This is a genomic window from Paenilisteria portnoyi (genome assembly GCF_014322795.1).
Lineage (GTDB): Bacteria > Bacillota > Bacilli > Lactobacillales > Listeriaceae > Listeria_A > Listeria_A portnoyi.
This window is the reverse complement of the sequence record NZ_JAASTT010000004.1, coordinates 70189-97046: the sequence shown is the minus strand read 5'-3', so window position 1 is coordinate 97046 and position 26858 is coordinate 70189. Positions and strand designations below refer to the sequence as shown.

The 26858-nt window shown below is 44.1% G+C and carries 30 protein-coding genes and 1 pseudogene; 26 read left to right on the top strand and 5 right to left on the bottom strand.

Annotation, left to right across the window (positions count from 1 at the left end; all coding sequences use genetic code 11):
• Window positions 1-20 precede the first annotated feature (20 nt).
• From rpsE to HCJ66_RS04390, 14 genes are all read left to right on the top strand, one after another.
• Entirely contained in the window at window positions 21-524 is a 504-nt protein-coding gene (gene rpsE, locus HCJ66_RS04455) for a 30S ribosomal protein S5 (protein WP_036060286.1), read from the top strand.
• Between the two features lie 16 nt (window positions 525-540).
• The gene (gene rpmD, locus HCJ66_RS04450) at window positions 541-720 is read left to right on the top strand and encodes a 50S ribosomal protein L30 (protein WP_003720933.1); all 180 of its coding nucleotides are present in this window, start codon (window positions 541-543) and stop codon (window positions 718-720) included.
• Window positions 721-771: 51 nt separating this feature from the next.
• Complete coding sequence (gene rplO, locus HCJ66_RS04445) at window positions 772-1212, top strand: 50S ribosomal protein L15 (protein ID WP_036060290.1); 441 nt, start codon at window positions 772-774, stop codon at window positions 1210-1212.
• A complete protein-coding gene (secY, locus tag HCJ66_RS04440) occupies window positions 1212-2513 on the top strand; it encodes a preprotein translocase subunit SecY (protein WP_187132068.1) in 1302 nt (433 codons plus the stop codon). Before rplO ends, secY begins: the two co-directional genes overlap by 1 nt.
• Window positions 2514-2580: 67 nt before the next feature.
• Window positions 2581-3228, top strand: coding sequence for an adenylate kinase (locus HCJ66_RS04435; RefSeq protein WP_187132067.1), 648 nt, complete (start codon window positions 2581-2583; stop codon window positions 3226-3228).
• A 382-nt stretch (window positions 3229-3610) separates the two neighbouring features.
• Window positions 3611-3829 (top strand): translation initiation factor IF-1, encoded by a 219-nt coding sequence (infA, locus tag HCJ66_RS04430; RefSeq protein WP_036060296.1) that lies wholly within the window; start codon window positions 3611-3613, stop codon window positions 3827-3829.
• A gap of 101 nt (window positions 3830-3930) precedes the next feature.
• A complete protein-coding gene (gene rpmJ, locus HCJ66_RS04425; protein WP_003156543.1) occupies window positions 3931-4044 on the top strand; it encodes a 50S ribosomal protein L36 in 114 nt (37 codons plus the stop codon).
• A gap of 18 nt (window positions 4045-4062) precedes the next feature.
• Window positions 4063-4428: a 30S ribosomal protein S13 gene (gene rpsM, locus HCJ66_RS04420; protein ID WP_036060303.1), complete on the top strand. Its 366-nt coding sequence runs from the start codon at window positions 4063-4065 to the stop codon at window positions 4426-4428.
• Between the two features lie 30 nt (window positions 4429-4458).
• Window positions 4459-4848 carry a 30S ribosomal protein S11 gene (rpsK, locus tag HCJ66_RS04415; RefSeq protein ID WP_036060306.1) on the top strand — a complete coding sequence of 130 codons (390 nt, stop codon included), beginning with the start codon at window positions 4459-4461 and terminating at the stop codon, window positions 4846-4848.
• Between the two features lie 94 nt (window positions 4849-4942).
• Window positions 4943-5887: a DNA-directed RNA polymerase subunit alpha gene (locus HCJ66_RS04410; RefSeq protein WP_036071402.1), complete on the top strand. Its 945-nt coding sequence runs from the start codon at window positions 4943-4945 to the stop codon at window positions 5885-5887.
• A 27-nt stretch (window positions 5888-5914) separates the two neighbouring features.
• A complete protein-coding gene (gene rplQ / locus HCJ66_RS04405) occupies window positions 5915-6322 on the top strand; it encodes a 50S ribosomal protein L17 (protein ID WP_036060310.1) in 408 nt (135 codons plus the stop codon).
• A gap of 492 nt (window positions 6323-6814) precedes the next feature.
• Window positions 6815-7678 (top strand): shikimate dehydrogenase, encoded by an 864-nt coding sequence (locus tag HCJ66_RS04400; protein ID WP_187132066.1) that lies wholly within the window; start codon window positions 6815-6817, stop codon window positions 7676-7678.
• A gap of 14 nt (window positions 7679-7692) precedes the next feature.
• Window positions 7693-8460, top strand: a complete 768-nt coding sequence (aroD, locus tag HCJ66_RS04395; protein WP_187132065.1) for a type I 3-dehydroquinate dehydratase — start codon at window positions 7693-7695, stop codon at window positions 8458-8460.
• Window positions 8461-8529: 69 nt separating this feature from the next.
• Window positions 8530-9846 carry an MFS transporter gene (locus HCJ66_RS04390; RefSeq protein ID WP_187132064.1) on the top strand — a complete coding sequence of 439 codons (1317 nt, stop codon included), beginning with the start codon at window positions 8530-8532 and terminating at the stop codon, window positions 9844-9846.
• 3 nt (window positions 9847-9849) lie between these two features.
• Here HCJ66_RS04390 and HCJ66_RS16460 read toward each other — a convergent pair.
• Window positions 9850-9990: pseudogene (locus HCJ66_RS16460) on the bottom strand (FtsW/RodA/SpoVE family cell cycle protein); the annotation flags it as partial.
• 338 nt (window positions 9991-10328) lie between these two features.
• On the opposite strand from HCJ66_RS16460, the gene HCJ66_RS04380 reads away from it, so the two are divergent.
• From HCJ66_RS04380 to fdhD, 5 genes are all read left to right on the top strand, one after another.
• On the top strand, window positions 10329-10841 hold the full coding sequence (locus HCJ66_RS04380; RefSeq protein ID WP_187132062.1) for a hypothetical protein: 513 nt from the start codon (window positions 10329-10331) through the stop codon (window positions 10839-10841).
• A gap of 145 nt (window positions 10842-10986) precedes the next feature.
• A complete protein-coding gene (locus HCJ66_RS04375) occupies window positions 10987-11559 on the top strand; it encodes an NAD(P)H-dependent oxidoreductase (protein WP_246438561.1) in 573 nt (190 codons plus the stop codon).
• 380 nt (window positions 11560-11939) lie between these two features.
• Window positions 11940-14927 carry a formate dehydrogenase subunit alpha gene (fdhF, locus tag HCJ66_RS04370; protein ID WP_187132061.1) on the top strand — a complete coding sequence of 996 codons (2988 nt, stop codon included), beginning with the start codon at window positions 11940-11942 and terminating at the stop codon, window positions 14925-14927.
• Window positions 14927-15403 carry a helical membrane plugin domain-containing protein gene (locus HCJ66_RS04365; protein WP_187132060.1) on the top strand — a complete coding sequence of 159 codons (477 nt, stop codon included), beginning with the start codon at window positions 14927-14929 and terminating at the stop codon, window positions 15401-15403. Before fdhF ends, HCJ66_RS04365 begins: the two co-directional genes overlap by 1 nt.
• Window positions 15404-15703: 300 nt before the next feature.
• A complete protein-coding gene (fdhD, locus tag HCJ66_RS04360; RefSeq protein ID WP_187132059.1) occupies window positions 15704-16495 on the top strand; it encodes a formate dehydrogenase accessory sulfurtransferase FdhD in 792 nt (263 codons plus the stop codon).
• A gap of 92 nt (window positions 16496-16587) precedes the next feature.
• Here the strand turns inward: fdhD and HCJ66_RS04355 are convergent, their stop codons facing one another.
• Complete coding sequence (locus HCJ66_RS04355) at window positions 16588-17316, bottom strand: sunset domain-containing protein (RefSeq protein WP_187132058.1); 729 nt, start codon at window positions 17314-17316, stop codon at window positions 16588-16590.
• Between the two features lie 167 nt (window positions 17317-17483).
• Between HCJ66_RS04355 and HCJ66_RS04350 the strand changes: the two genes are divergently transcribed.
• A complete protein-coding gene (locus tag HCJ66_RS04350) occupies window positions 17484-17987 on the top strand; it encodes a hypothetical protein (protein WP_187132057.1) in 504 nt (167 codons plus the stop codon).
• Between the two features lie 48 nt (window positions 17988-18035).
• Here HCJ66_RS04350 and HCJ66_RS04345 read toward each other — a convergent pair whose 3' ends face one another.
• On the bottom strand, window positions 18036-19571 hold the full coding sequence (locus HCJ66_RS04345; RefSeq protein WP_187132114.1) for an LPXTG cell wall anchor domain-containing protein: 1536 nt from the start codon (window positions 19569-19571) through the stop codon (window positions 18036-18038).
• Window positions 19572-20079: 508 nt separating this feature from the next.
• Between HCJ66_RS04345 and HCJ66_RS04340 the strand changes: the two genes are divergently transcribed.
• From HCJ66_RS04340 to HCJ66_RS04325, 4 genes are all read left to right on the top strand, one after another.
• Window positions 20080-20322, top strand: a complete 243-nt coding sequence (locus HCJ66_RS04340; protein WP_185424846.1) for an AbrB/MazE/SpoVT family DNA-binding domain-containing protein — start codon at window positions 20080-20082, stop codon at window positions 20320-20322.
• Window positions 20316-20657, top strand: coding sequence for a type II toxin-antitoxin system PemK/MazF family toxin (locus tag HCJ66_RS04335; RefSeq protein ID WP_187132056.1), 342 nt, complete (start codon window positions 20316-20318; stop codon window positions 20655-20657). Before HCJ66_RS04340 ends, HCJ66_RS04335 begins: the two co-directional genes overlap by 7 nt.
• A 193-nt stretch (window positions 20658-20850) precedes the next feature.
• Window positions 20851-21666 (top strand): Cof-type HAD-IIB family hydrolase, encoded by an 816-nt coding sequence (locus HCJ66_RS04330; protein ID WP_246438559.1) that lies wholly within the window; start codon window positions 20851-20853, stop codon window positions 21664-21666.
• A gap of 49 nt (window positions 21667-21715) precedes the next feature.
• Window positions 21716-21973 carry a hypothetical protein gene (locus HCJ66_RS04325; RefSeq protein ID WP_187132054.1) on the top strand — a complete coding sequence of 86 codons (258 nt, stop codon included), beginning with the start codon at window positions 21716-21718 and terminating at the stop codon, window positions 21971-21973.
• Window positions 21974-22035: 62 nt separating this feature from the next.
• Here the strand turns inward: HCJ66_RS04325 and HCJ66_RS04320 are convergent, their stop codons facing one another.
• Window positions 22036-22929: a tyrosine-protein phosphatase gene (locus HCJ66_RS04320; protein WP_187132053.1), complete on the bottom strand. Its 894-nt coding sequence runs from the start codon at window positions 22927-22929 to the stop codon at window positions 22036-22038.
• Window positions 22930-23047: 118 nt separating this feature from the next.
• On the opposite strand from HCJ66_RS04320, the gene HCJ66_RS04315 reads away from it, so the two are divergent.
• Window positions 23048-23881 (top strand): methyltransferase domain-containing protein, encoded by an 834-nt coding sequence (locus HCJ66_RS04315; protein WP_246438556.1) that lies wholly within the window; start codon window positions 23048-23050, stop codon window positions 23879-23881.
• Window positions 23882-23890: 9 nt separating this feature from the next.
• On the opposite strand, the gene HCJ66_RS04310 is transcribed toward HCJ66_RS04315, so the two are convergent.
• Complete coding sequence (locus tag HCJ66_RS04310) at window positions 23891-24646, bottom strand: MurR/RpiR family transcriptional regulator (protein WP_187132052.1); 756 nt, start codon at window positions 24644-24646, stop codon at window positions 23891-23893.
• A 181-nt stretch (window positions 24647-24827) separates the two neighbouring features.
• On the opposite strand from HCJ66_RS04310, the gene HCJ66_RS04305 reads away from it, so the two are divergent.
• Window positions 24828-26831 carry a fructose-specific PTS transporter subunit EIIC gene (locus HCJ66_RS04305; protein WP_187132051.1) on the top strand — a complete coding sequence of 668 codons (2004 nt, stop codon included), beginning with the start codon at window positions 24828-24830 and terminating at the stop codon, window positions 26829-26831.
• Window positions 26832-26858: the final 27 nt, after the last annotated feature.

Below are 26858 nucleotides of genomic sequence, written 5' to 3'. Positions count from 1 at the left end.
AAGAAGGAGGGACAACTTACATGCCTCAACAAATCGATGGAAACAAATTAGAATTAGAAGAACGCGTAGTTACTATCAACCGTGTTGCGAAAGTAGTTAAGGGTGGTCGTCGTTTCCGTTTTTCAGCGCTCGTAGTCGTTGGCGATAAAAACGGTCATGTTGGATTCGGTACTGGTAAAGCACAAGAAGTTCCAGATGCTATCCGTAAAGCAATTGACGATGCTAAGAAGAATATGATCTTCGTACCAACTGTTGACACTACAATCCCACACACAGCAATCGGTCATTTTGGTGGTGGAGAAATTCTCCTAAAACCTGCAAGCGCCGGTTCTGGTGTAACTGCTGGTGGTCCAGTTCGTGCTGTCCTTGAGCTTGCTGGTGTTGCTGATGTGTCTAGTAAATCACTAGGATCTAACACACCAATCAACATGGTTCGCGCTACATTCGACGGTATCAAACAACTTAAAAAAGCTGAAGATGTTGCGAAATTACGCGGCAAAACAGTTGAAGAATTACTAGGATAAGGAGGGAATAAACGTTATGGCGAAATTAGAAATCACTCTAAAACGTAGCTTAATCGGACGCCCTCAACCACAACGCAAAACAGTTCAAGCTCTAGGCTTGGGAAAAACTAATTCTGTTGTTGTAAAAGAAGATAATCCTGCAATTCGTGGGATGATCACTAAAGTTAGTCATTTAGTGGACGTTAAAGAAGTTTAAGCTATTAATTATTAAAATGAATAAAATCGTAAATAGGAGGAGGTGCTTGACATGAAACTTCACGAACTTAAACCTGCAGAAGGTTCTCGTAAAGAGCGTAATCGTGTTGGTCGTGGTATGAGTTCTGGTAACGGTAAAACATCAGGACGCGGTCACAAAGGTCAAAAAGCACGTTCAGGTGGCGGTGTACGCCTTGGCTTTGAAGGTGGACAATTACCATTGTTCCGTCGTATTCCAAAACGTGGTTTTACAAACATCAACCGCAAAGAGTACGCTGTTGTGAACATTGATGTTTTAAATCGCTTTGAAGATGGTACAGAAGTAACACCTGAATTATTAATTGAAACAGGAATCGTTCGTAATGCAAAATCTGGAATTAAGATTTTGTCTGACGGTGCAATCGAGAAAAAACTTACAGTGAAAGCTAACAAATTCTCATCAGCTGCTAAAGAGGCTATCGAGGCTGCTGGTGGAAAAACTGAGGTGATCTAATGTTTTCGACGTTGATCAATTTTTTCAGAGTTGCAGACATTCGTAAGAAAATCATGTTTACGTTAGCTATGCTTGTCATTTTCCGTATCGGGACTTTTATTCCGGTACCGGGAGTGGACGCAGCTACAATTCAAAAATCGATGGAAACAGGGATTCTAGGATTCTTGAACACTTTCAATGGTGGTGCGCTGAAGAACTTCTCGATCTTCGCGATGGGTGTTATGCCTTACATTACCGCATCGATTATCGTGCAACTATTACAAATGGATGTTGTACCCAAACTTACTGAGTGGTCAAAACAAGGTGAGATGGGACGTAAGAAATCCAACCAATTGACGCGTTACTTAACGATTGGACTAGGGCTTGTCGAAGCATTCGGTATGGCTTTTGGTTTCAATAGATTGGCGGGTTCTGGCTTTATTATTGATCCTTCTATCCCTCAATACTTAGCAATTGCGGTTGTTCTTACAACTGGTACAATGTTCCTGATGTGGTTAGGTGAACAAATTACTGTGAGTGGCGTTGGTAATGGTATTTCCATTATTATCTTTGCTGGTATCGTAGCTCGTATTCCTGATGGCATACGCTCTCTCTATGCTTCGCAAATTGAAGACGCTGGTGATCAGCTGTTCATGCACGTTATGATTCTTGTTGCAATCGCGGTGGCAGTTTTAGCGATCATTGTGCTCGTTATTTACTTCCAACAAGCATTGCGTAAGATTCCAATTCAATACTCAAAACGTGTCGCTGGTGCAAAAACTGGTGGAGCGCAAGCAACACATTTACCACTTAAACTTAACTCTGCTGGGGTTATACCGGTAATCTTTGCAAGTGCCTTTATCATTACACCGCAAACTATTTTGAGTTTTGCCTTCGTTGACTCAACTAGTCAAGTTGTAAAAGTCTTAAAACAAATTTTTGACTATACGCAGCCGATTGGTATGTGTCTGTATGTTGCCTTAATCATCGCATTTACTTACTTCTATGCGTTCATTCAAGTAAATCCTGAGAAAGTAGCAGATAACTTGAAGAAACAAGGTGGATACATTCCAAGTAAACGTCCTGGCCGTGAAACACAAGAGTATCTTACTAGTGTGCTTTACCGTCTAACTTTTGTTGGTGCGATTTTCCTTTCTGTAGTAGCAATCATGCCTACAATTGGTGCAGCTGTATTCGATCTTCCGCAATCTATCGCCATTGGTGGTACGAGCTTGCTGATCGTTATCGGGGTAGCCCTTGATACAACAAAACAATTAGAAGGACAACTTGTGAAACGAAATTACCGAGGATTTATCAAATAAACACGTGGGTCGGCAGGAGTGTTAAACCTCATGCCCCGACGTGCTACTAAATAAAGGGGCGATACAGTTGAAACTAGTGTTAATGGGACTGCCCGGTGCCGGTAAGGGTACACAAGCTGAAAAAATTGTAGCGAAATACAATATTCCTCACATTTCAACTGGGGATATGTTCCGCGCAGCAATAAAAAATGGCACAGAATTAGGTCTGAAAGCTAAATCCTTTATGGATAGCGGCAATTTGGTTCCTGACGATGTGACAAACGGTATCGTTCGTGAGCGCTTAGCTGAAGATGATGCTAAGAATGGTTTCTTGCTTGATGGGTTTCCACGTACTGTTGAGCAAGCCGAGGAATTAGAAAGTATTCTTTCGGACCTTGGAACAAAGCTTGATGCTGTTGTTAATATTCAAGTAGATAAAAGCAGCCTGATGAAACGTCTGACTGGTCGCTGGATCTGCCCAACATGTGGTAAAACGTATCATGAAGTTTTTAATCCTCCGAAACAAGCGGGGATTTGTGACGTCGATGGTGCTACTCTTTACCAACGTGAAGATGATAAAGCAGAAACTGTGGAAAATCGCTTAAATGTTAATATCAAACAAACGCAACCATTGTTAGATTTTTACGGTGAAAAAGGAACATTATTTGCGGTTAACGGAGAGCAAGACATTGATGTTGTGTTCGAAGACGTAGATAAGATTCTAGCTTCATTTTAAGAAATCATCGCTTATTTCACAGTCGGTACCTATGTAGTGCAAAATGTTTTGTTTTGTAGTATAATGGGTAATTGGCAGTGCAATGAGTAACAACTATGCGAAACATGATGAACGAGAGATTGTCTGAAGATCATCTGGATAAATAGGAATGCTACTGGAAATAGTGATATGAAGGCGTTCGAACTCGAGCCAGATGCACTTGTACTTCCATTTTTGCGGGACCGTACTTTTACCGATTGTCTGAAGATGTATAAAATTAATTCCTTGTCGTGGGGAACAATTTTGGTATGTCTAGCGTTTTTTCATGTAATAAAATTTTACGCGAAAAGAAATGGCAGACCTGTAAATGGTCCAGTTAAAAAGAGTAAGGAGGTAGCAACTTATGGCAAAAGAAGATGTAATCGAAGTGGAAGGTACAGTGGAAGACACATTGCCTAACGCGATGTTCAAAGTTGTACTAGAAAATGGTCATACTGTTTTAGCTACAGTTTCTGGCAAAATCCGTATGCACTATATTCGCATTTTACCAGGTGATAAAGTAACGGTGGAACTTTCCCCGTATGACTTGACACGTGGCAGAATCACTTACCGTTTTAAATAAGAAATTATCGGAAATGAAATTATATACCGGTCTGGTTCGCCAGCTATTTTTCAATCGGTTTATAGAGACATTTTCTCTAGTAAACAAGGAGGTATATCTACATGAAAGTAAGACCATCAGTAAAACCAATCTGTGAGAAATGTAAAGTTATTCGCAGAAAAGGTAAAGTAATGGTAATTTGTGAAAATCCGAAACATAAACAAAAACAAGGATAAGAGGAGGTGCTTTTATAAATGGCACGTATTGCAGGTGTTGATGTTCCGCGCGAAAAGCGTATCGTAATATCTTTGACTTACATCTATGGTATCGGTAACCAAACGGCTAAAGATGTACTAAAAGAAGCAGGTGTTTCTGAAAATACTCGTACTCGTGATTTGACTGAAGAAGAACTTGGTAAAATCCGTGAACTAGTTGATAAAATTAAGGTTGAGGGTGATCTTCGTCGTGAAGTGAACTTGAATATCAAACGTTTGATCGAAATCGGTTCTTATCGTGGCATGCGTCATCGTCGTGGTCTACCAGTTCGTGGACAAAACACGAAGAATAACGCACGTACTCGTAAAGGCCCATTAAAAACGGTCGCAGGTAAGAAGAAATAATTATTAGTAAGTAAAGGAGGTAGTTTGTGAATGGTACGTAAAACTAATACTCGTAAACGTCGTGTGAAAAAGAATATCGAAGCTGGTATTGCACACATTCGTTCTACATTCAATAATACAATTGTAACGATTACTGACATGCACGGTAATGCAGTAGCATGGTCAAGTGCTGGAGCTTTAGGCTTTAAAGGCGCTCGTAAATCAACACCTTTCGCGGCGCAATTAGCGGCTGAAACGTGTGCAAAAGCTGCACAAGAACATGGTTTGAAAACTTTGGAAGTAACAGTTAAAGGACCAGGTTCAGGTCGTGAAGCAGCGATTCGTGCTCTTCAAGCTGCAGGTCTTGATGTAACTGCTATTAAAGATGTGACTCCAGTTCCTCATAACGGATGTCGTCCTCCAAAACGTCGTCGTGTCTAAGTAGTCGTATTTTGTTTGCAACTTTGAACTATTGTCACGAGATTCTTCATAAGGATCTTAGCCAAAGAGACGTTTTGAAGGAGGGTAAATTTGAATGATCGAAATTGAAAAACCGAAAATCGAGACGATTGAGATCAGCGATGATGCCAAGTATGGAAAGTTTGTTGTAGAGCCACTAGAGCGTGGATATGGTACAACTTTGGGTAACTCCTTACGTCGTATTCTGTTATCTTCTCTTCCTGGTGCTGCAGTGACATCTATCCAAATCGATGGAGCGTTACATGAGTTTTCTGTAATCGAAGGTGTAGTAGAAGATGTAACAAGCATGATTTTGAATATCAAGAAACTTGCACTTAAAGTGTATGCTGAAGACGATAAGACTTTGGAAATTGATATGCAAGGTCCTGGGGTAGTGACTGCTGGCGATATTAACTATGATAGTGATGTTGAGATTCTGAATCCAGATCTTCACATTTGTACGCTTAGTGATAACGCGAAATTCCATGTTCGCCTTAATGCGGCACGTGGTCGTGGTTATACGCCTGCGGATCAAAATAAACGTGAAAATATGCCAATCGGTGTGTTGCCAGTTGATTCGATTTTTAGCCCGGTTATCCGTGTTAACTATCAAGTGGAAACAACGCGTGTTGGACAATCCACGAATTATGATAAGCTAACTTTTGACGTTTTAACGGACGGAAGTATTAGCCCTGAAGAAGCTGTTTCCTTGGGAGCAAAAATTCTTACAGAGCATTTGAATATTTTTGTTGATTTAACAGATGAAGCCCAAAAAGCGGAAATCATGATTGAAAAAGAAGAAAGCCATAAAGAGAAAGTGCTTGAAATGACAATTGAAGAATTGGACTTATCTGTTCGTTCTTACAACTGTTTGAAACGCGCTGGAATCAATACAGTACAGGAATTAGCTGACAAATCTGAGGATGATATGATGAAAGTTCGTAACTTGGGTCGTAAATCTTTAGAAGAAGTGAAAGTGAAACTGTCTGATCTTGGCTTAGGTTTACGAAACGAAAATTAATTTTTACTTTGTGAAGGAGGGAAATCCATGGGTTACAGAAAATTAGGTCGTACTAAATCGCAACGTAAAGCATTGCTACGTGATCTAGCGACTGATTTAATCGTTTTCGAACGTATCGAAACAACTGAAGCGAAAGCTAAAGAGATTCGTTCTGTCGTTGAAAAATTGATCACTTCTGGTAAAAAAGGAGACTTGCATTCTCGTCGTCAAGCAGCTGCTTTTGTACGTCACGAAGTTGTTAACGTGGTACAAAAAGAAGTGAAAGATAAAGATGGTAACACTGTGACAAAAAATCGTCCAGTTTACGCTTTACAAAAATTATTTGATGATGTTGCTCCACGTTACGCGGAACGTCAAGGCGGATACACTCGTATCATGAAAAAAGGTCCTCGTCGCGGTGATGGCGCACCAATGGTTATCATTGAATTAGTATAATTCATGTGTTAAAGCAAGTGGAGTGTTATGATAGAGCGGTTCGCCGTCTTTGTCTAGCTCTGTGTGTCTTCTCTCTCGCAAATAGCGTGGAGAGAAGCGCAGGCTTTTTTTTGTTGTGAATCAAGGGGAGCCCCTTATTCACGATTTTACATATGCAAAAAAGACTTATCGGGTTATCTGGTAAGTCTTTTTTGTGCGTCCAGAATCTAGCTGCTATGCTTTCTTGTTTAAATGACGCTAGTTCGATATAATAATTTAGAGGATGGGGTTTTGAAGAACTCGACGGTGAGTCAGAAGTTAAATATTTTGCGTGCGGGTGTGCTTGGCGCGAATGATGGGATTGTATGGGTTACATGGTTGTTGGTGTTTAATAGGAAAAACTAGATAAAGTGACTGGAAAAAGGGTGGCTGTTTCTGGTATGATTATGGAGTTGGATGAATTTACTGATTTTGCTGACAAAGATACATAGAGTAGGAAGGGTGTTTTTTAGTATGACGGAACGGATTTCTGGGAAGACGCAGTTGATTGGGTTATTGGGTACGCCGATTTCTCACAGTTTATCACCAAAAATGCATAATGAGGCATTTGCAAAATTGGGATTGGATTATGTGTATTTGGCATTTGATGTTGGGACGGAGCAGTTGGCGGATGTTGTGAAGGGATTTCGGGCAATGGGGGTTCGTGGGTGTAATGTGACGATGCCTAATAAAGTGCTGGTGAAGAAGTATTTGGATAAGTTGTCTCCTGCTGCGGAACTTGCGGGCGCGGTGAATACGGTTGTGAACGATGATGGCGTTTTGACGGGGCATATTACGGATGGAACGGGATATATGCGGGCACTAGCGGAGGATAAGATTGATATTATTGGGGAAAAAATGACGATTGTGGGCGCTGGTGGTGCTGCAACGGCGATTTGTATTCAGGCGGCGCTTGATGGTGTGAAGGAGATCTCGATTTTTAATCGGCGGGATGAGTTTTACGAGCGTGGGGAGCAGATGGTACGTGATATTAATGCGAAGACGGATTGTCAGGCGCGGCTTTTTGATTTGGCGGATTTGGAGGCGCTTCGGAATGAAATCCAGGCTAGTGTTATTTTTGTCAATGCGACCTCGGTTGGGATGAAACCGCTTGTGGGGCAGAGTGTTGTGCCGGATGTGTCGTATTTGCGTCCTGATTTGATTGTGTCGGATGTTGTGTATGTGCCTGCGAAAACGCGTTTGTTAGAGATGGCGGATGAGGTTGGATGCAGGGCGGTGAATGGCCTTGGAATGATGTTGTGGCAAGGCGCGAAGGCTTTTGAAATTTGGACTGGGGAAGAAATGCCGGTCGAGGATATCAAGGCGTTACTTTTTTGAAAGGGGGAACGGATATGAGGACAGTTACAGTGAGAGATGTCGTGATTGGTGAGGGTGCGCCAAGTATTTGCGTTCCTATGGTTGGCGTGACGGCGGCGCAATTAGTGGAGGAAGCGCGGATGTTGATGGCTGTTGACTTGGATGTCGTGGAATGGCGTGTGGATTTTTACGAGGATGTCGCGGATACGGTGAAAGTGAAGGAGATGTTGCGTGAGATTCGGGGGATTTTGAAGGATATACCGCTGATTTTTACGTTCAGGAGTGCGAAAGAGGGCGGTGAGCGTGATTTTTCGGTGGCGAGTTATGTGGCGCTGAATCGGGAAATTGCGGCGACAGGTATGGCGGATATCGTGGATGTGGAGCTGTTTACGGGTGAGTGGGAAGTTGCGCAACTTGTGTCGGCTGTACATCAAGCTGGTGCGAAAGTGATTATGTCGAATCATGATTTCGATAAGACGCCGAGTGAGGATGAGATTGTGTCGCGGCTCGTGAAGATGCAGGAAATAGGCGCGGATTTGCCTAAAATTGCGGTGATGCCACAATCGGCGGCTGACGTGCTTACGTTACTTGGTGCGACGAATACGATGCGTGAAAAGTATGCGGATCGGCCGATTATTACGATGTCAATGGCGGGAACGGGTGTTATTTCGCGCTTGGCTGGAGAGATTTTTGGATCGGCACTGACGTTTGGAGCTGCGAAAAAGGTTTCTGCGCCTGGACAAGTTCCGGTGGATGAGTTGCGCCAAGTATTGACATTACTGCATAAAAGTTTGAATGGATAGATAAGTGCCTCTTGGGAAGATTTTTTCGCGAGAGGTTTGACTTCATTAGTGAGACTTGGAGGGAAAAAGATGGAGAAGCAGATAGAATTGGGGAAAGTTATCACAACAAAGAAAAGATTTAGATATTGGATTGGCTTATTACTTGGATTTGGGTGTTTGGTGAACTATTTTGATCGGATTAATTTGACGGTTGCAGGGCAGGTTTTGATGGATGAACTTAGCATTTCGCCGGCGATGTTTGGTATTTTGTTGTCGTCTTTTTCTTGGACGTATGCGTTGATGCAGATTCCGATGGGGGTTGTGCTGGACCGGATTGGCGTGAAGTGGCTGAATCGGGTTTGCTCGATTGTTTGGATTTTTGCGACGGGATTGACGGCTTTTATTAGTGGGTTATTGCCATTATTTATTTTGAGATTGTCGCTTGGTGTGGCGGAGGCTCCGGCGTTTAGTGCGGCTTCCAAGGCGACTGGATACTGGTTTCCGCTGAAGGAACGTGGTTTTGCGACGGCGATGTTTGATATGTCCTCGAAGTTATCGAATGTGATTGGTGTGCCGATGGTGGCGTTTATTATTGCAAAATGGGGCTGGCGTGAGGCTTTTCTTGTGACAGCGCTGATTAGTATTGTGTACTGTGTCTGGTTTTGGATGTTGTATCGGGACCCTGAGGAGCATCCGCGGCTTTCGAAGGAGGAACTAGATTATATTCAGGCGGGCGATGTGCAAAAACAGGTCGCGCCGGGTGAGGGAAGTGGCTTGGTGTACTTGATGAAGCAGCGGAAGTTGTGGGCATTGGCGATTGGGGCGGCGGCGTATAATTATTCGTTCTTTTTGTTTTTAACGTGGTTGCCGAACTATTTGATGCGGGAGCTTCATTTGGATATCATGAAATCGGGATTATATACGGCGATTCCATGGGCTTGCGGTGCGTTATCTAGTATCCTGATTGGAGGGCTTCTCGTTGATTTTCTGATTAAGCGGGGATTTGATCCGTCGAAGGTTCGGAAGTTATTTTTGACGATTGGGATGTTGCTCGGGCTCGCAGTGATTGGAGTTGCAACGACGAAGGATACGCAGACGGCGATTATATATTTTAGCATCGCGGTGTCGGGAATTTGTATTGCGTCTACGATCAACTGGTCGATGCCGTCGATTTTGGCGCCGAATGGCTCGGTTGGGACTGTGGGCGGATTTATGAACTTTATTGGGAATTTGACGGCGATTGCAGCTCCGATTGTGACTGGGTTTATCGTCGGCGCGACGGGCAGTTTTTCGATTGCGTTTGTTGTGGCGGGAGTCGTGATGCTGATTGGGATTTTATCGATTACGGTTTTCTTAGGTCGTATTGAAAAAATTCCAGATGAAGAGAAAAAGGTGATTTTGGACTGATTGTTAGGTTCGGCTAAGACTCGCATCATCGCACTTGATGACGGCGAGAATAATACCAAGCGCAATCATATTACCAAGCGTCGAACTATCACTATAACTAATAAACGGCAACGGAATCCCGGTCAGCGGCATGAGGCCAATCGTGAAGGCTCTAACGAAATAGACAATCGTCGTGCCGAGATCGGGTTGTTTCATGATTAAAAGGAGGACAACACCGGCGAGCAGGATCATCATCGCGACGTATACCCAGAGAATGTTGGCGCGGACGAAGGTCATGTCGAGTTTTGATAGGAGGAATACAGCGGTGAAGCCAACGATGATGAAGATGATTTGCATGCGAAAGAAGTTGGTGTCGTATTGGTTGGTTTGTTGGGCTATAAAGATTGCTAGGCAGCCGATCATGGATAGGAGGCAGATGAGGACGACTAGGCTTTCACGGAGTCTATTGTTGGTTTGCATGTGCATGGATATTCCTTCTTTCTGTGAGGGTTATTTGGCGTTCGGCGCTGATTAGAAATCCGACGCGAACGGTTTTGGCTTTCTCGGAGCATAAAATGTGGTATCGGGATATTCGGCGAGGAAGTGGATATTTAAAGGTGTATGATTTGAGAAATGGGAATTATGAAATACATGATTTAGGGGTGGAGTATAGTAATTTGAAGCCGGTTGGTGATAATTTAATGGCTTATTTTAGGGGGCAGGAGCTTTATCTATATGATACCAAACTGCAAAAATCGGCGTTGTTGCGTGAGAATGATAATGGTGTGAGGGCGAATTATGATGGAAAGGGGGTTATTATTTCGGAACAGTTTTCTTATAAAATAGCGAGTTTGGATGATGTTAAGTACGATAATACGATTGAATCAGAGTACCCGGATAATCATCGTTTTTCATCAGATGAACGGATTCAGTCGTTGTTGTTTGTCACGAATGTTGGGGAGCATGAGGAGGTTATTTTGATGGATTGGGATGGTTTGCAGTGGCAGGGAAAGTGATACACCTGTGGATGACTGAATGAAAGGCAGAGTCCAGATTATCGCAAGTCATTTTTATAATACTTGTGTTGCATCTGAGGGCGTTATGGAGTAGAGTAGCATGTATAAAGAGTGTGTCTTAACTCACAAATAAGGAGAGCGATCAATGATGAATGTGCTACTAATTTATACATATCCAAATCATGAAGGCTTAAATTACACTATCAAGAAGACCGTGGAAAAAGAGCTAGGCAAGCAAAATGTTGTCAGAGAAATTGATCTTTATAAAGAGGAATTTGATCCTGTTTTGCGTTTTGATAGTATGAATAAGCGTCGAGATTTACATAAAGATGCGGGCACGAAGGAATACAGAGATCATGTTCTCTGGGCGGATTTTTTGATTTTTATTTATCCGATTTGGTGGAGCAGTACGCCGGCGATTTTGAAGGGATTCATTGATAAGGTTTTCGCGAAGGATTTTGCTTATAAATATAAGGGGATTCGGCCGATTGGGCTGCTGAAAGGGAAGCGGGCTTGGATTATTAATACGCACGATACGCCGGCGGTTTATGCGAATTTTATTCAAAAGGATTATGGCAGAATTCTAAGTAAGCAGATTCTGAAAATGTGTGGTGTTTCTACTTACAAACATACGTCGTTATCTTATGTAAAAGGTTCTAATGAGGGCAAAATAAATAAATTTCTTCAAAAAGTTGCGAAGATTAGTAGTACTATTTAATAGTTGGAATGCGTTCAGGGCGTTTGCTTTAAGGCGAAATTCGATGCAAAATTTAGATGGATTTATGTTATGCTAATGAAGTCTTATTTAGTACGGGTTTCACAATCTATAGGATAGCTCGGAAAGGGCGCCAGCACGTTAGTGAGAACGGTTATCAGTTAACTTTATACTGTCCAATTTTCACAATAACTGATATAATAAACAGTGAATGGAAACGCTTCCTAACGAATGAGATCCTAGCCGTAATAAATCGGCGGCAAGCGAGGTGTACGTCTTACCTGAAGATGAGGGTTTTGGTATTTTTCGGCTTGTTTGTGAGGGGGGGCAAGTGTTTCTAACTAATTGGCATGAGTTCTTAGTTTTCAAGGAGGGATTTTTGGATGGGTGCGAAGGTAAAAGTCACGGTGAAGATTAACGGCAAGGCGCATGATGTGGAGGAAGGTACGCGGATTTTAGATTATTTGAATGACGAGGGTGTGCATCATCCGCATATTTGTTATAGTAAGCAGATGGGCGCGATTCAGTCGTGTGATACGTGTATGTGTGAAGTCGATGGTGAACTGATGCGGGCTTGTAGTACGGATTTCAAGGATGCGATGGAGATTAAGTTGGATTCGGAAAAGGCGAAAGAGGCGCAGCTTGAGGCGATGGACCGGATTTTGGAGAATCATATGTTGTATTGTACGGTTTGTGATAATAATAATGGGAACTGTCGGGTACATAATACGGCGGAATTGCTTGAGGTGGATACGCAGGAACGGCCATTCCGTGAGAAGGGTTATATCAATGACTTCTCGCATCCGTTCTATCGTTATGATCCGGATCAGTGTATTCTTTGTGGGCGCTGTGTTGAGGCGTGTCAGAGTGTGCAGGTGAATGAAACGCTTTCGATTGACTGGGATCGACCGCAGCCTCGGGTTATTTGGGATGATGATCGTCCGGCGAATATGTCGTCGTGCGTGTCGTGTGGGCTTTGTTCGACGGTTTGTCCTTGTAATGCGATGATGGAGAAATCGATGCTCGGCCAAGCTGGGTTTATGACAGGAATTGGCGAGGAAGTTCTGGAGCCAATGATCGATATGGTTAAAAAAGTGGAGCCGCCGTACCAAACGGTTTTCGCGTTGTCGGAAATGGAAAAATCGATGCGGGATACGCGGACGAAGAAAACGAAAACAGTTTGTACGTTCTGCGGAGTTGGGTGTACGTTTGAGGTTTGGACGAAAGGTCGCCAAATCTTGAAAGTGGAGCCGACTGGTGAAGGTCCTGTGAACAAGTTTGCGACGTGTGTGAAGGGTAAATTTGGTTGGGACTTTGTGAATAGTGACCAGCGTTTGACGTCACCGCTGATTCGTCAAGGTGATGAGTTTGTGGAGGCTACGTGGGAAGAAGCGATTGCTTTGATTGCGGAGCGTTTGGGTAGTTTGCGTGATGAGTTCGGCAATGATTCGCTTGGCTTTATTTCTTCTTCTAAAACGACAAATGAGGAGAATTATTTAATGCAAAAATTGTCTCGCCAAGTGTTTGAGACGAATAATGTGGATAATTGTTCGCGTTATTGCCAGGCGCCGGCGTCGGATGGTTTGACGAATACGGTCGGAATTGGGGCGGATTCAGGGACTGCGGAAGATATTGAGACGGCGGGACTTGTGATTTTGGTCGGTTGTTCGCCAGCGGATGGGCATCCGGTTCTTGCAAGTCGGATGAAGCGGGCGCAGAAATTGAACGGCCAGAAATTGATGGTTTCGGATCTTCGGAAACATGAGATGGCGGAGCGCGCGGACTTGTTTATTCGTCCGAAACAGGGCACGGATTTCGTGTGGTTGACGGCGGTTGCGAAGTACATGATTGATATGGGCTGGCATGATGCGCCGTTTATGGAAGCGCGGATTTCGAATGTGGCGGATTACATGACGTTCCTCGCGCCGTTTACGTTAGAGTATGCGGAAAAAGAGACGGGGCTTTCGATTGAGACGCTGAAAAATGTGGCGCAAATGGTACACGAGGCTGATGGCACGGCGATTTGTTGGGGTATGGGTGTGACGCAAAATATTGCGGGCTCGCATACGTCGGCGGCGATTTCGAACTTGCTGCTCGTGACGGGGAACTTTGGTCGTCATGGCGCGGGTGCGTATCCGCTTCGTGGGCACAATAACGTACAAGGGGCTTGTGATATGGGATCCTTGCCAAACGTATTGCCAGGCGTGCAGTCGCTTCTAAATCCAGAAGTTCGCGCGCGTTTCTCGGAAGCGTATGGCGTGGAAATTTCGGAAGTACCGGGACTGAAAAATAATGAAATGTTAGATGCAATCGAGGCTGGGACGCTTAAAGCGATGTACTTGATTGGGGAAGAGATGGCTTGGGTGGATTCGAATACGAACCATGTCCAAGATACGCTCGCAAAACTCGATTTCTTCGTGGTTCAGGATGTCTTTTTATCGAAGACGGCGCAATTTGCTGATGTCGTTTTACCGGCATCGCCTTCGCTTGAAAAAGATGGCACGTTTACGAATACGGAGCGCCGTGTGCAGCGCTTATATGAAGTATTGGAGCCGCTTGGTGATTCGAAACCGGACTGGTGGATCATTCAAGAAGTGGCGAACGCGTGTGGTGGCAACTGGAACTTCACGCATCCGAGCGAGATTATGGATGAAGTTGCGAGTCTGGCACCATTCTTTGCAGGTGTGAGTTATGACCGGATGCAAGGTTTTGATAGCCTCGTTTGGCCAGTTTCGGCGGATGGTGTGGATATGCCGCTACTTTATGAAGAACGTTTCAACTTCCCAGATGGCAAAGCGAAATTCTCTGTCTTGCCGTACATTGCGCCGATTGAATTCCCGAAAGAGTTCGATCTAACGCTGAACAATGGCCGTTTGTTGGAGCAGTTCCATGAAGGGAATTTGACGCATAAAACGAAAGGCTTGGATTACAAATTACCAGAAGTTTTTGTAGAGGTATCGAAGGAATTGGCGCAAAAACGTGGTATCGAAGACGGTTCGCTGGTGCGTTTGACGTCGCCGTACGGTCACATTAAGGTGCATGCGGTCGTGACGGATCGGGTTCGCGAAAATGAGGTTTACTTGCCGATGCACTCGACCAGCCACGAAACGGCGGTCAACTTATTGACGTCTAGCGCGGGCGATGTGCGGACGAAGACGCCGGCCTACAAACAAACGAAGGTCAACTTGGAGGTATTGCAAAAATGTGGTGAGAATCCGCTACCGAAACATAATCCACGAAATGCGGCGAGATTCCCGCAAAATGGTGTGGAGATTGAACGCAAGTGGGCGCGTGCAGATTACCAACCGATTTCGAAACATAACTGTGCTTGTGGTGGCAACTGTGGATGCAAAAAAGGGAGTGAATCTTGATGGCAGAACCAATTTCAAAAATTCGCCGTGTGGAAAAAACGGATGATCAGATAAAACAGGATAAAATGACGGCGATTAAGGACCAGATTGCGACGGATGACGCGGCTTTCATGGAAGTTTTGGAGCTGGTGAAGGCGTTGCATGACTCTGGTGCGCTGGATATGTTGAACAGTGCTTTGAAGGCGAAAGAGGATATCGCGACGACATTTTTGAATGAGGCTCGGAAAGAACCGGCGACGAATGCGATTAATAATTTGATGATGACGAGTAAATTATTGACGGATACGAAGCCAGAGCAGACGGAGAAAATGTTGGCTGGACTTGCGAACGCGCAGGCGAAGGCGAATGAGAGCTTGAAAGAGGACACGACGCTGGGACTTTTTGGACTGGCACGAGCGATGAAGGACCCTGATGTGAATCGGGCGTTACGATATGGTTTGGCATTTTTAAAGGGTGTCGGACAGGAGCTTAAATAGAGCATAGTAGAGATAAATCGGCGGCAAGCGCTCGCATCCTACTAGTTTGGCGGACTTCCGGTTCGGCTACGCAATACTTGCTACGCTTAACTTCTTACATGGTCGAGGAAACTACCCTCTCCCTGTTTTCAGTCATCACATACACCAGTATGCTCCGCTTCCGGCTTCCACCAAACTAGTAGGATACAAACGCTTTCGCTCGATTTGTTTAAAGCAGAATGTACGTCTTACCCTGAAATAATGGATAGGCGGCTTCTGCTTGTTTTGTATAAATTTTAATTTCGTTAGGTGGGGACGAGGATGGAAACGACTGCGGGACTTGGGATTCGGCGTTTTAAAGAGGGACATATGTTTGATGACGTGGCGACGGTAGCCGTGGAGTATCCGTTGACGATTTATGTGAACGAGGAGGAGCTGGTGACGATTGTCTGCACGCCGGAATATGCGGAGGATTTGGTGATTGGATTTCTGACTTCGGAGGGGATTGTGCGCGGTGTTGCGGATATTGATCGCGTCGAAATCATTGAGGCGACGGGGCACGCGAAAGTTAGCGCGAACTTTGTGAATAAATTTAATGCCAAATATCGTGCGAAGCGCTATATCACGTCTTGTTGCGGGAAATCGCGCGAGAATTTCTATTTCCAGTCGGACGCATCACTTGTCGAGACGCGGAATGAGACGGATTTAGCGTTACGCCCAGCTGAAATTTTTGATTTGATGTCACGATTTGAAGCAGATTCCGACACATTCCGTAAAACAGGCGGTGTGCATAACGCCGCGCTTTGCAGTCGTGATGAGGTGATTTGCGTGCGGATGGACATTGGGCGGCATAACGCGCTTGATAAAATTTACGGTCATTGCTTGAAATCTGAAATCCCGATGACGGACAAGGCGATCATTTTCAGCGGTCGGATATCCTCGGAGATTTTAGTGAAAACTGCGAAAATCGGTTGCGGTATCATATTATCGCGCTCGGCACCGACGGAACTTGCGATAGAAATGGCGCTGGAACTCAATATTACGGCGGTTGGTTTTATACGCGGCGATGAGTTTAGCGTATACAGCGGGCAAAATAGGATTTTAGAGGATTGAATAAATATGAAAACTTAGGCAAAAGGGAGCGTAAAAAAACTGCGTAAATAATGAATCTTAGGTTCATTATTTACGCAGTTTTTTACCTTGTTTTAGCGTTCTGAGGCGCGATATCCTGCAGCCTCCGCTTCTGCTGTTGTTTTAAACCAAGCAACAACATTTTTCGTACGATTATAGTAAGTTCCACCAGGTACGTGGTAAATGTGATTAACGCTACCCTTAATCGTCCCTTGACCATTGGCATCAACGTATTGAGTCCCGCCACTGCTGTTACCGCCAGTAGAAGGAGCTGCTTGTTTGGCTTGCGCTTCTTGTTTCTCACGCTGTTGTTGTTCTTGCTGTTGTTGCTCCTGTTTTTCTTTCGCTTTCTGTGCTTCTTCCGCTTGCATTTCTTTCTCTGCGGCTTGGGCAGCTTTTTGATCGGCTGCTAATTTGGCTTGTTGCTCTTGCTGAATTTTTAAATCTTGCGCCTTTTGGTCAGCGATTGCTTTGTCCTTGGCGATTTGCGCTTGCTCTTTTTTCTGTTGTTCGACCTTTGCTACGGCTAGCTTATCCTGTTTTTCCTTCAACGCTTGTTTTGCATCTTCTTGCTTTTTCGCCTGAACCTCTGCGCTTTTTACTTCCGGTTTAGGCTCAGACGCTGTTTGTGTTGTGGGCATTAAACTACCGCCGATTATAGCTAAAACCAGCGAGCTCCCCAAAATAATAAAATTAAGCTTTCGTCTAAATAGTTGTTTCCCGCGGATAAAGATACCCAGAATTAACATAACAATAGCATAGAAAAAACCTAAAAATCCAATCAAAGACAGAAATGTGCCCATAAAAATGTTTCGCTCCCTTTTAAAATATTTTTTTATTGTTCCCATTTGTATTATAATACACATATGTAGAAAAAGCTTTTTTTAGTCGTGAATGTAGCTTTTTCGTTCGTGAACGCGAAAATCAAGCTGTTTTTTGGTTATGAATATATCTTTTAGGAGGCTGAGAAATGAGTTCTTTAGTGAATTATTTTCCATTTAGAATCGAGGAAATCCAATTTCATAAGATCTCGACAGAACCACACATTCTGAAAAAACTGCAACACCAGGATTTCCATGAAAGCAATGTATCAATTCTATTCACGACGAAGATTTGGAAGCTTGCCGATTTTGAGATGGAGTTTCCGGAGCTTGCGTGTGAGGAGATATCGCTGAAAAAGAAATACATACTCGTGAAAAATGTACCGTCCAATTACCCGAAGATGCTGCATTTGATGGAGATTTATAAGAATTCAGGATTGGAGATGTACGTTTTTTTAACAGATGATTTGAAGTATCGTTGGATGGAAGCGGAGATCATGACGGTGATTTTGATGCGAAAAAAGAAGAAGGCGCAGCTAGTTATTGAGCTGGGAAATGATGATTTGTTGTTGTTTTTCAATCAGGATGGGAGTAAGACGCACGCGGTCGGAGTCGGGGAACAGTGGGCGCAAAAGTTGATTAGCTTTAGCTGAACGCGCAAAAAAAAAGACGCAAAATTGGATTTTGCGTCTTTTTTATATTTAGCGTTTTCTCATGTAGAATAAAGCTGTTGCAGAAAGTAGTAGACCGAAGATAACAAATCCGTTTGTGTTGGAATCTCCTGTTTTTGGTAACTCTTCTACTCTTGCCGGTACAATTTCAGATCCAGCAGCTTGTGTTTGTGTTTGCTGTTGCTCTGTTTGTACGCTTTCGTTCGCCGGAGCTTTAGAAATCGATGCTGATTTCACTTCTTGCACTTGTTTCGTACCGTACGTGTAGTGCGTTACGTCACTGACACCACCGTTATCATCGACTGCAATCAGGTAAGCTGTTTCACCAGGTTGTAGTGCGCGATCAAGAACGGCATGATAGCTACCAGAGTAGTCCACGCGTGTTTCAGCAAGAACTTCTTCGCTCTCCTCTGTAATAACGAAAAGCGTTGTATCTGGCTCTGTACCACCGTAAATATCTGTATCTGTACTCATATCAAAGTTGACAGATGGCGCAGAATAAAGCATGATGCCCGTCACAGAGATTACTTGGTATTGGAAATTAAGTGTAGAAATGTTACCGCTAGCGTCTTCAGCTACAATCACTGTGCTTGATGCGCCAACGTTTGATGTGTCTAAGTGCGTAGCGCCGTTTTGGAAGTAAACTTTCACATAACCAGAGTTATCCGTCGCGTTTACTAATTCTTCGGCAGTCCATTCTTCACCCGGCCACACGTAGAAAACATCGCCATCTTGACTGATAGCAGGTTTCGTTGTGTCTACGACTGTGTAATTAACCGTGATTGTTTTTGAATCTGAACCATTTGTTGCCAAAATTTGTACAGACTGTGCGCCAAGTTTGTTAGTTACTAGTTGTGTTTTGAATGAAAGTGTCACGTTAGCAGCATCTTTCGTTACAAAAGTACTTGGAGTTGCTGTTGCATCGTTTAGTTCCAATGTAACGTTGTTTTTCGCTGTCGCAAACTCAGTTGTTTCTGGTTTCACAGGTTTTTCAGGATCAGGAGTTACAGGCTTTTCAGGATCTACCGGTTTCTCTGGATCAGGAGTTACAGGTTTTTCAGGATCTACAGGCTTCTCTGGATCAGGTTTTACAGGATCCACAGGTTTCTCCGGATCAGGCTTCACAGGTTCTACTGGATCAGGATCTGGCGTAACCGGTTTGTCAGGATCAGGTTTTACAGGGTCTGGATCGGGCGTAGGTGTTACGCTCGGATCTGCGTCCACTGTATAGTTGACCGTGATTTCCTTCGATGTTCCGTCATTGAAAGTAACGACAATCGTTGTGTCAAAAGTTCCCACTGTGTCGTTCTTTGCTACTACACCATCCTTGTAAGTTAAGACTGGAGCGCGATCTTGGCTAAAAATTTGCACAAAATCAGCTGGAATAATGTAATAACCTTGTGTTACGTGAACATTAGGTTTTGCTGCTACTTCAGTGACTTCCCAATCACGTTGTTGCTGTGAATCTTGTTGGGATGTCATTTCCTCGGCGAAAACAGGACTTACAGTTGAAAAAGTCAGTCCAAATACAAGCGCGATGCTAATCGATTTTTCTTTTAGGTACATGAGTGTCTCCCCTTTTTAATATGCTTACTTTCCATTGTACAAGGTATCAATTTCTTTGGCTAGCGAAAAAATGTACATTTGACGACAAAATTTATCGAGTTCACAGTTTGTTCACATCTTATTTTAATGTTGGAACTGGGATTAGATGAAGCAACGGGCGCGTTTGAAAGGGTAAAAACCGAGACATATCAATACTTTTATACGTTTTTCCTTTGAGTTGGGGGTATAGGATAGGCTTATTTCCGGTAACATCGAGGGGAAACTGGGGAAATATACGACACATTGTTTTAAATAGATTATATGTGAAAATTGACTTTGACTCCAAGCGGTGATACTTTTCCAAATACAAAGTTGCCGAATGATGAGATATTAAATGTCTCGGGGGTTGAACAACAGATACTGATTAAAGGTAAAATCGGGAATTTTTAGAAATAATAAAGCGCTGATAAGTATATACAATGTAGACACATTATGCTATAATAAATTTATAAGTGAAGGAGGGATTTTCATGACCACCGTCAGTATTAAAAAGTGGGGGAATAGCAAGGCTGTACGTCTCCCCAATAATATTTTAAATGCTCTAAATATACATGAGAATGACAGTCTAAATATTGAAGTTGTTGATAATCAAATGATTCTTACCAAAACAGTGGCTGAGTTGACTATTGAAGATTTATTCGCAAATTACGAGGGTGAGACTTTCCAAACAAAGCTACAAGAATTTGAACCAATGGGGGATGAAAAATGGTAAGACAAGGTGATATCATCAAGATTAACCTAAATCCCAAACAAGGTCATGAACAACAAGGTTATCGGCCCTATATTTGCCTCAGCCATCGATTAGTAAGTGACTATGCCAATATTGCTGTCTTTGCTCCAATAAGTAATACGTCGAGATCCTATCCTTTGTATGTTTCCCTAAGTGGTACAGAAACTACAGGGAAAGTATTGCTAGATCAACTGGTCACAATAGATTATAATGCTCGCAAATATAATTATGTAGAAACCGTACCAGCTTCTTTGCTCACAAAACTCTTAGAAACGGTAAAAGTTATTTTTCAAAAGAATGAAAAGCCGGCTAACTGAAGTAGTTAGTTGGCTTTTTAATATATAAGTAACATGTATACAAGGAGGATAAGAAACACTTATTTAACATCAAAAAAAGCCCAGATAAAATGATGGGAAGGCGTGACAAGTTACGTAAACTCCTTTATAATTCGAGTAGTAATGACGTCCACTGATGAGGCGTTTCAAACGAGTGTGGAAGGGTGATTTGATAATGGAAACGGTTGTAACGGATATGGATGGAACGCTGCTTGCAAAAGGTGGCGCGGTGATTCAACCTTTAAATAAAGAGGTGCTACTAGATTGGCAGAAACGTGGCAAAAAATTAGTGCTGGCAACAGGTCGGCTGGATTTGGCGATTATGCCTTTTATTCATGAACTTGGGATCACGATGCCGGTTATTTCGTGTAACGGCGCGCTTGTTCGTGATTTTGGGAAGAATGAAATCCTGATGAAAAGTGATATTTCGTATGATTTACTGGCACAGGTGATTGAGCTGGTGCGCGGTTTTGGCGTGGATTATCATGTGTACACGACGGAGCGGATTGTTGGGCCGACGGTGACGGGGAAAATTGCTGGGTTTGTCGAGGCGAATAAGACGCTTCCTGAAAACGAGCAGGTGCCGTTGACGGTGACGGCGGATGTTGTCGGAGAAATCGTGCGTTCTGGCGCGTTTGCACTGAAGGTTCTGGTGCTTTCGGATGACGCGGATAAACGTGTAGCAGTGCGCGAAGCTTTGGCAAAACTACCGCTTTCCGTGATGGCTTCTGGCACGACGCTGATTGATATTATGAATGTTGGCATCGATAAATCGCATGGCCTCGCGTATTTGGACGAAGCTGGTTGGCTTGATTTGGAAACGACGATTGCGTTTGGTGACAACGAGAATGATATCGGCATGATCGAACTTGCAAAAATGGGTGTGGCGATGGAGAACAGCATTCCAGAGACGCTGGCGATTGCGGATTTTGTCGCTGGTCATCACGATACCGGCGGACTCGGCCAGTTTTTACTTGATTTTGAGAAGTAACGTGTTATGCTGAAATTGGAAGAAATTTTATCTAGGGAGCTGATTCAAAATGGAAGAGGAAGAACGCTTTGATCTAGGACACACGGTGAAGAAAATTTTCGTGATTGGTATCGCGGCTGGGCTTATTTTCATTGGCTTTATCGCATTGATGACACTGATCGGGATCGTTATCGCGATTCCACTACTGAAAAAAGCCTATAAGATGATGACATCAAGCGGCGATGAGTCGTGCACACATGAGAAACACAAGATAAAATGCCCGATTTGTAAAGCAAAAGAGAAATTCTACAGCGAAAAAATAGACTAGAATATAAAAATGTGATCAGCAACTCGCACTAAATTTGGCGAAATCTGATCACATTTTTATATTTATTGTAGATAGGCTTTTTTGAGAGCTTTGATATCTTTGCTTGTTAAGCCGAGCCCTTTTTCGAGGAATGCGTCGGTGCTGCCGTACTTGGCGTTGATTTCATCGAACGCGGCGTTTAAATAAGCTGGGCGGACGTCGAGCACGGCTTTCATGCCTGCCAGAACTTTTGGATTATCGGTTTGTTTGGCGAGGGCGTCGAGCGTTTTTTGATTCTCTGCCTCGCGATATTTATTGGAAAGTAGATAGTCGTTCATAATCGTTTTTTGATTGACGCCAAGTGCTGCGAGAACAAGTGCCGTCCCAAAACCAGTGCGATCTTTGCCGGCGGTGCAATGCCAAAGTACGGAGCCATTTTTATTCGCCAGCAGTTCTTGGAAGAAAAGTTTATAACCGTCGATCGATTGCTGATCGGTGACAAAACTTTTGTTGGCGTTGATTAGGAATTGTTCGGGATTGTCCATTTTGGCGAGGCTGGCGATCATATCTTGCGCGCTTGTCGACGAACCGTTATCCTTCATAATTGAATCGTGCAGGTAATCGACGTTTTTGATGACTGGATCAGGCTTCGCTTTCACCTCAGAATCGGTACGGAAATCGATAATTTCAGCTAGACCATATGTAGAAGTCAGCTTTTTGATATCGTTTTTGGAAAGATTGGCAAGTTCGGCGGCGCGGATCAGTTTGTGGGGCTTGATCGTTTTGCCATCAGTGGTTTTATAGCCACCAAGGTCGCGAATGTTCACGGCGCCATCCAGCTTAATTTGACCACCCGGTTTGACCTGCGTTTGGGTTTCTTTAGCAGCAAGTGAGTTCACATCCGTAGGCCCGCAACCCGCGAGTAGTAAAGAGCTTCCAACAACGACAACACCAGTAATAGTTACGAATTTATTCAAATTTTTCCCCTCCTCATACGCCTTATTATAGCGAGTGAAATGCCGATTCGTTTTGAGGTTCTGTAAAGAGGGGGTAAAGAATCGCGCGGGAAATGTAAAGTTAGAAAGGATGTTACATATGAATGCAAAAATGGAAAAAATTGTGGCGTGTATGCTTCGGGATGCGGCTTCGGATGAGATTCAAACGGTACAAACAGGGCACCGCATCAAGCTTGCGGAATTCTGGGGCATAAAAGAGGGCGACAAGGTGCTGGAGGTTGGCTGCGGACAAGGCGACACAACGGCAGTATTGGCATATCATGTCGGCGAAACTGGCTCTGTTTTTGCGGTGGATATTGCGTCCCCGGATTACGGTGCACCATTTACATTGGCGCAATCGACGTATTATTTGTTGCAGTCTGAACTTGGAAGCCGCATTGAATTTAAGCTGGAAACGGATATTCTGCGTGGTGATTTGGCGTTTGAAACCGAAACGTTCGACGTCGCAGTCATCTCGCATGCGTCCTGGTATTTCAGCTCCAAAACCGAGCTTCTAGAAATGCTGCGCGTCCTGAAAAAGTGGGCGAAGCGGATTTGTTTTGCGGAATGGAATCCACATCTTACGGATTCGCGGCAGGAATCGCATTTGTTGGCGGTGTTGGTGCAGGCGCAATATGAGGCGTTTAAGTCCGAAACAGAATCGAATGTGCGGACGTTTATCACGCCGGATGACATCGTGGAAATGGCGCAGAGCCAAGGTTGGCAGGTGACGAGTGAAGGTGATATTTGGACGCGGGAAATGCAAGATGCAGGTTGGGAGGCGTCATTTGTCGTCCATCATATCGCGGAGGAAATCGCAAAACAAGACGCGTTACCGTCGAAATTTAAGGAGTTGCTGTTGACGCAGGCGAACTTGATTCAGGTCGATACTGTTTTGCCGATGAGTTCGTATTGTTGCGTGATAGAGGGGTAAAAACATCATTTACCCGCGTTCCAGCATTTTTTTTAAGTATACTTCCAGCAAAATATCCGCTTGAATCATGAGTCCAGAACGCGATGTAATATCATACCCCGCATAAGAAACCGTGGGGATATCACTGCTCAAATTCGTGTCCATCAGCTGCGCCAGAGCACTATCCCCGCGGTTTGTAATCGCGAACATAAAACAACCACTGTACTCTAATTTCTGCGCGGCCTGAACAAGCGTCTTCGTATCGCCACTCATTGAAACGAATAAAATAACATCATTCGGCTTAATAAAACTCGGCAAAAGGTCAATGATATGGGATTCATACGCGTACATCGTCGGTTTCTGAACCTGAATCAGCCGTTTCCCGATATATTCCCCAATCATCTTCGTCAAGCCAACAGAAACCACAATCACGGTGCTCGCGTTCAGAATTTTCGTGGCGATGTAATCCATTTTCGGCAGGTCGATGGCGTGAATGGTCTGGGTCAGCTGGGCCAAATAATCTTCTTTGAGACTCCCGTTTTCGCGAGTCTTTTTTTGATTGCTGAAACTAGCTAAAATAAACTTGAATTCCGAAAAGCCTTGCAAACCCAGCTTGTGGCACATCCGGATAATCGTGGTGTTGGATGTATTTAGTATTTCGGCCAGATTGGTTAGCGTGATGTTTTTCACCTGTTCGATATGATTATCTGCGTAATAAAAAACGTATTTCTCCGAGTCGCTCAAATTTGCAATATCCTCGACGAAACGCTCTGCTACTTTTCCCATTCAAAAAACCTCCAATCGCTTCATTTCCTACTTTATCACGATTTAAAAGAGAATCATAGTGGGCGCCGTACAATTATACGAATTCTGTATGAAAAGGTTTTCTGCTTTATGCTATACTTCGATTATACTTTCGAAAGGTAATCTGTAAGCGAATTCATGAACTTAGAAAAGAGGATTGACAATGAATTTAAAAGAGATGACGACGCAAAATTTAGTTTTCTACGACATCGAAGCTACGTCAAAGGAAGAAGTAATCTCATTTTTAGTGGATCATTTAGACAAGGAAGGCTATATATCAGATAAAGCGGCGTTTCAAAAGGCCGTTTTGGAGCGTGAGGCGCATTCGGCAACTGGAATGGAGCGCGGTTTGGCAATTCCACACGGCAAATCGAGCGTCGTGAACAAAGCCATTTTTACTGTGGCAAAACTGAAAACACCATTAGCGGCGAACGTTTGGGAGTCTGTTGACCCGACGAATCAAGTTTCGCTCGTATTTTTGTTAGCGATTCCAGATGAGGAAGCCGGCACGACGCATTTGAAATTGTTGGCGGAACTGAGCGGACGACTGATGAATGCATCGTATTTGGACGGATTGCTTGCAGCGCCGAGTAAAGAAGCACTTTTTGAGGCGCTTGGTGGTGCGGCGGTGACGGAAATGGTGGCTGGCGATTCGGCATATGCTGGGAAATCGGTGTTGGCGGTCACGGCTTGCGCGACAGGCATCGCCCACACTTACATGGCGGCGGAAGCGTTGGAACAGGCCGGTAAGGAGCTAGGAATCGATGTTCGTGTTGAAAAACAAGGCGCGAACGGGATGGAAGATACACACGATGCGGTGGCAATTGCTGGCGCAGACGCGATTCTTTTTGCCGTAGATACGAAAGTCAAAGAGAAAGAACGCTTTGCTGGAAAAAATTACGTCGAAGTCAAAGTCGCGGATCCATTGCGTCACGCCAAGGAAATCCTGATTCGCTCCCTATCCGATCCAGATGGAACAGTGGAGGCGAGCGCAGAATCTGAAGGCGTTGTCGCGAGCAAAAATCAGAAAACAGGCTGGAAAAAAGTCGGCGCAGATATGACGGCAGCCATCATGACTGGGATTTCTTACATGATTCCACTCATTGTTGCGGCAGGTTTAATGCTCGGAATCGCGAAGCTGACGTGGGTTTACGCGCTGGGCCTTGATATCGGCATGATTGGCGACCCGACCTACAATAGCGTCGGCGGTTTGCAGGAATTCCTACATTACCTTGACGGTTTTGGCAATATGCTCTTCAAGTTCATTTATCCGGTGTTCGGGATGTTCGTGGCGTATGCGATTGCAGACCGCGTTGGACTTATCGCAGGTTTTGCGGGAGGTTTGTTCGCAGGCGGTTTGCATTACACGTTTTGGGGCATCGAAGGCGGCATTCCGAGCGGTTTCTTAGGAGCGCTAATCCTAGGCCTAACAGCAGGTTACGTTGCAAAATTCTTGAATCAACGCGTCAAATTATCGAAAAATCTGGCGGCGATGAAGCCAATGCTAATCGTGCCGGGAATCAGTGTTTTGGTTATTTTTATCCTGAATTTATACGTGATTGATCCGGTATTCGGACATCTGAATAAATGGATTGCGGACACGATTGCGAGTATGGGCACATCAGAAACACTTAGCTTATCCGCTGTGATCGCTGCTGCGACGGCGTTTGACCTTGGTGGACCGGTAAATAAAGCGGCGGGCGCGATTGCGATTGGCTTGTCGGCAGATCATATTTTCCCGTTGACACCGCGTGTGTTGGCGATCGTGATTCCACCGCTAGGCATTGGTTTGGCGACAATTATTGACCGTTTCGTCGTTGGCCGTCGCGTCTTTTCACAAGACTTGCGATTACTTGGAAACACGTCATTCCTGCTCGGTTTTCTCGCGATTTCAGAAGGTGCGATTCCGTTCATGCTTCGTAACCCGCTGATCACGATTCCGTTAAACATAATCGGCGCAATCGCTGGTGCATGTACAGGTGTGGCACTTGGCGCGGTTCAATGGTTACCACTTCCAGCAATCTGGGGTTGGCCGCTCGTTGAGAATTTACCAGCTTATCTCGTCGGCATGCTAGTCGGTGTCGCCATCATCGCATTCGGTAATATTTTCATTCGATACGCGATTATTAAACGCAAAGAACGTAACGGCGAAAAAATTGATTATTAAATAGACATGTTGGGACTCAGAAATTTG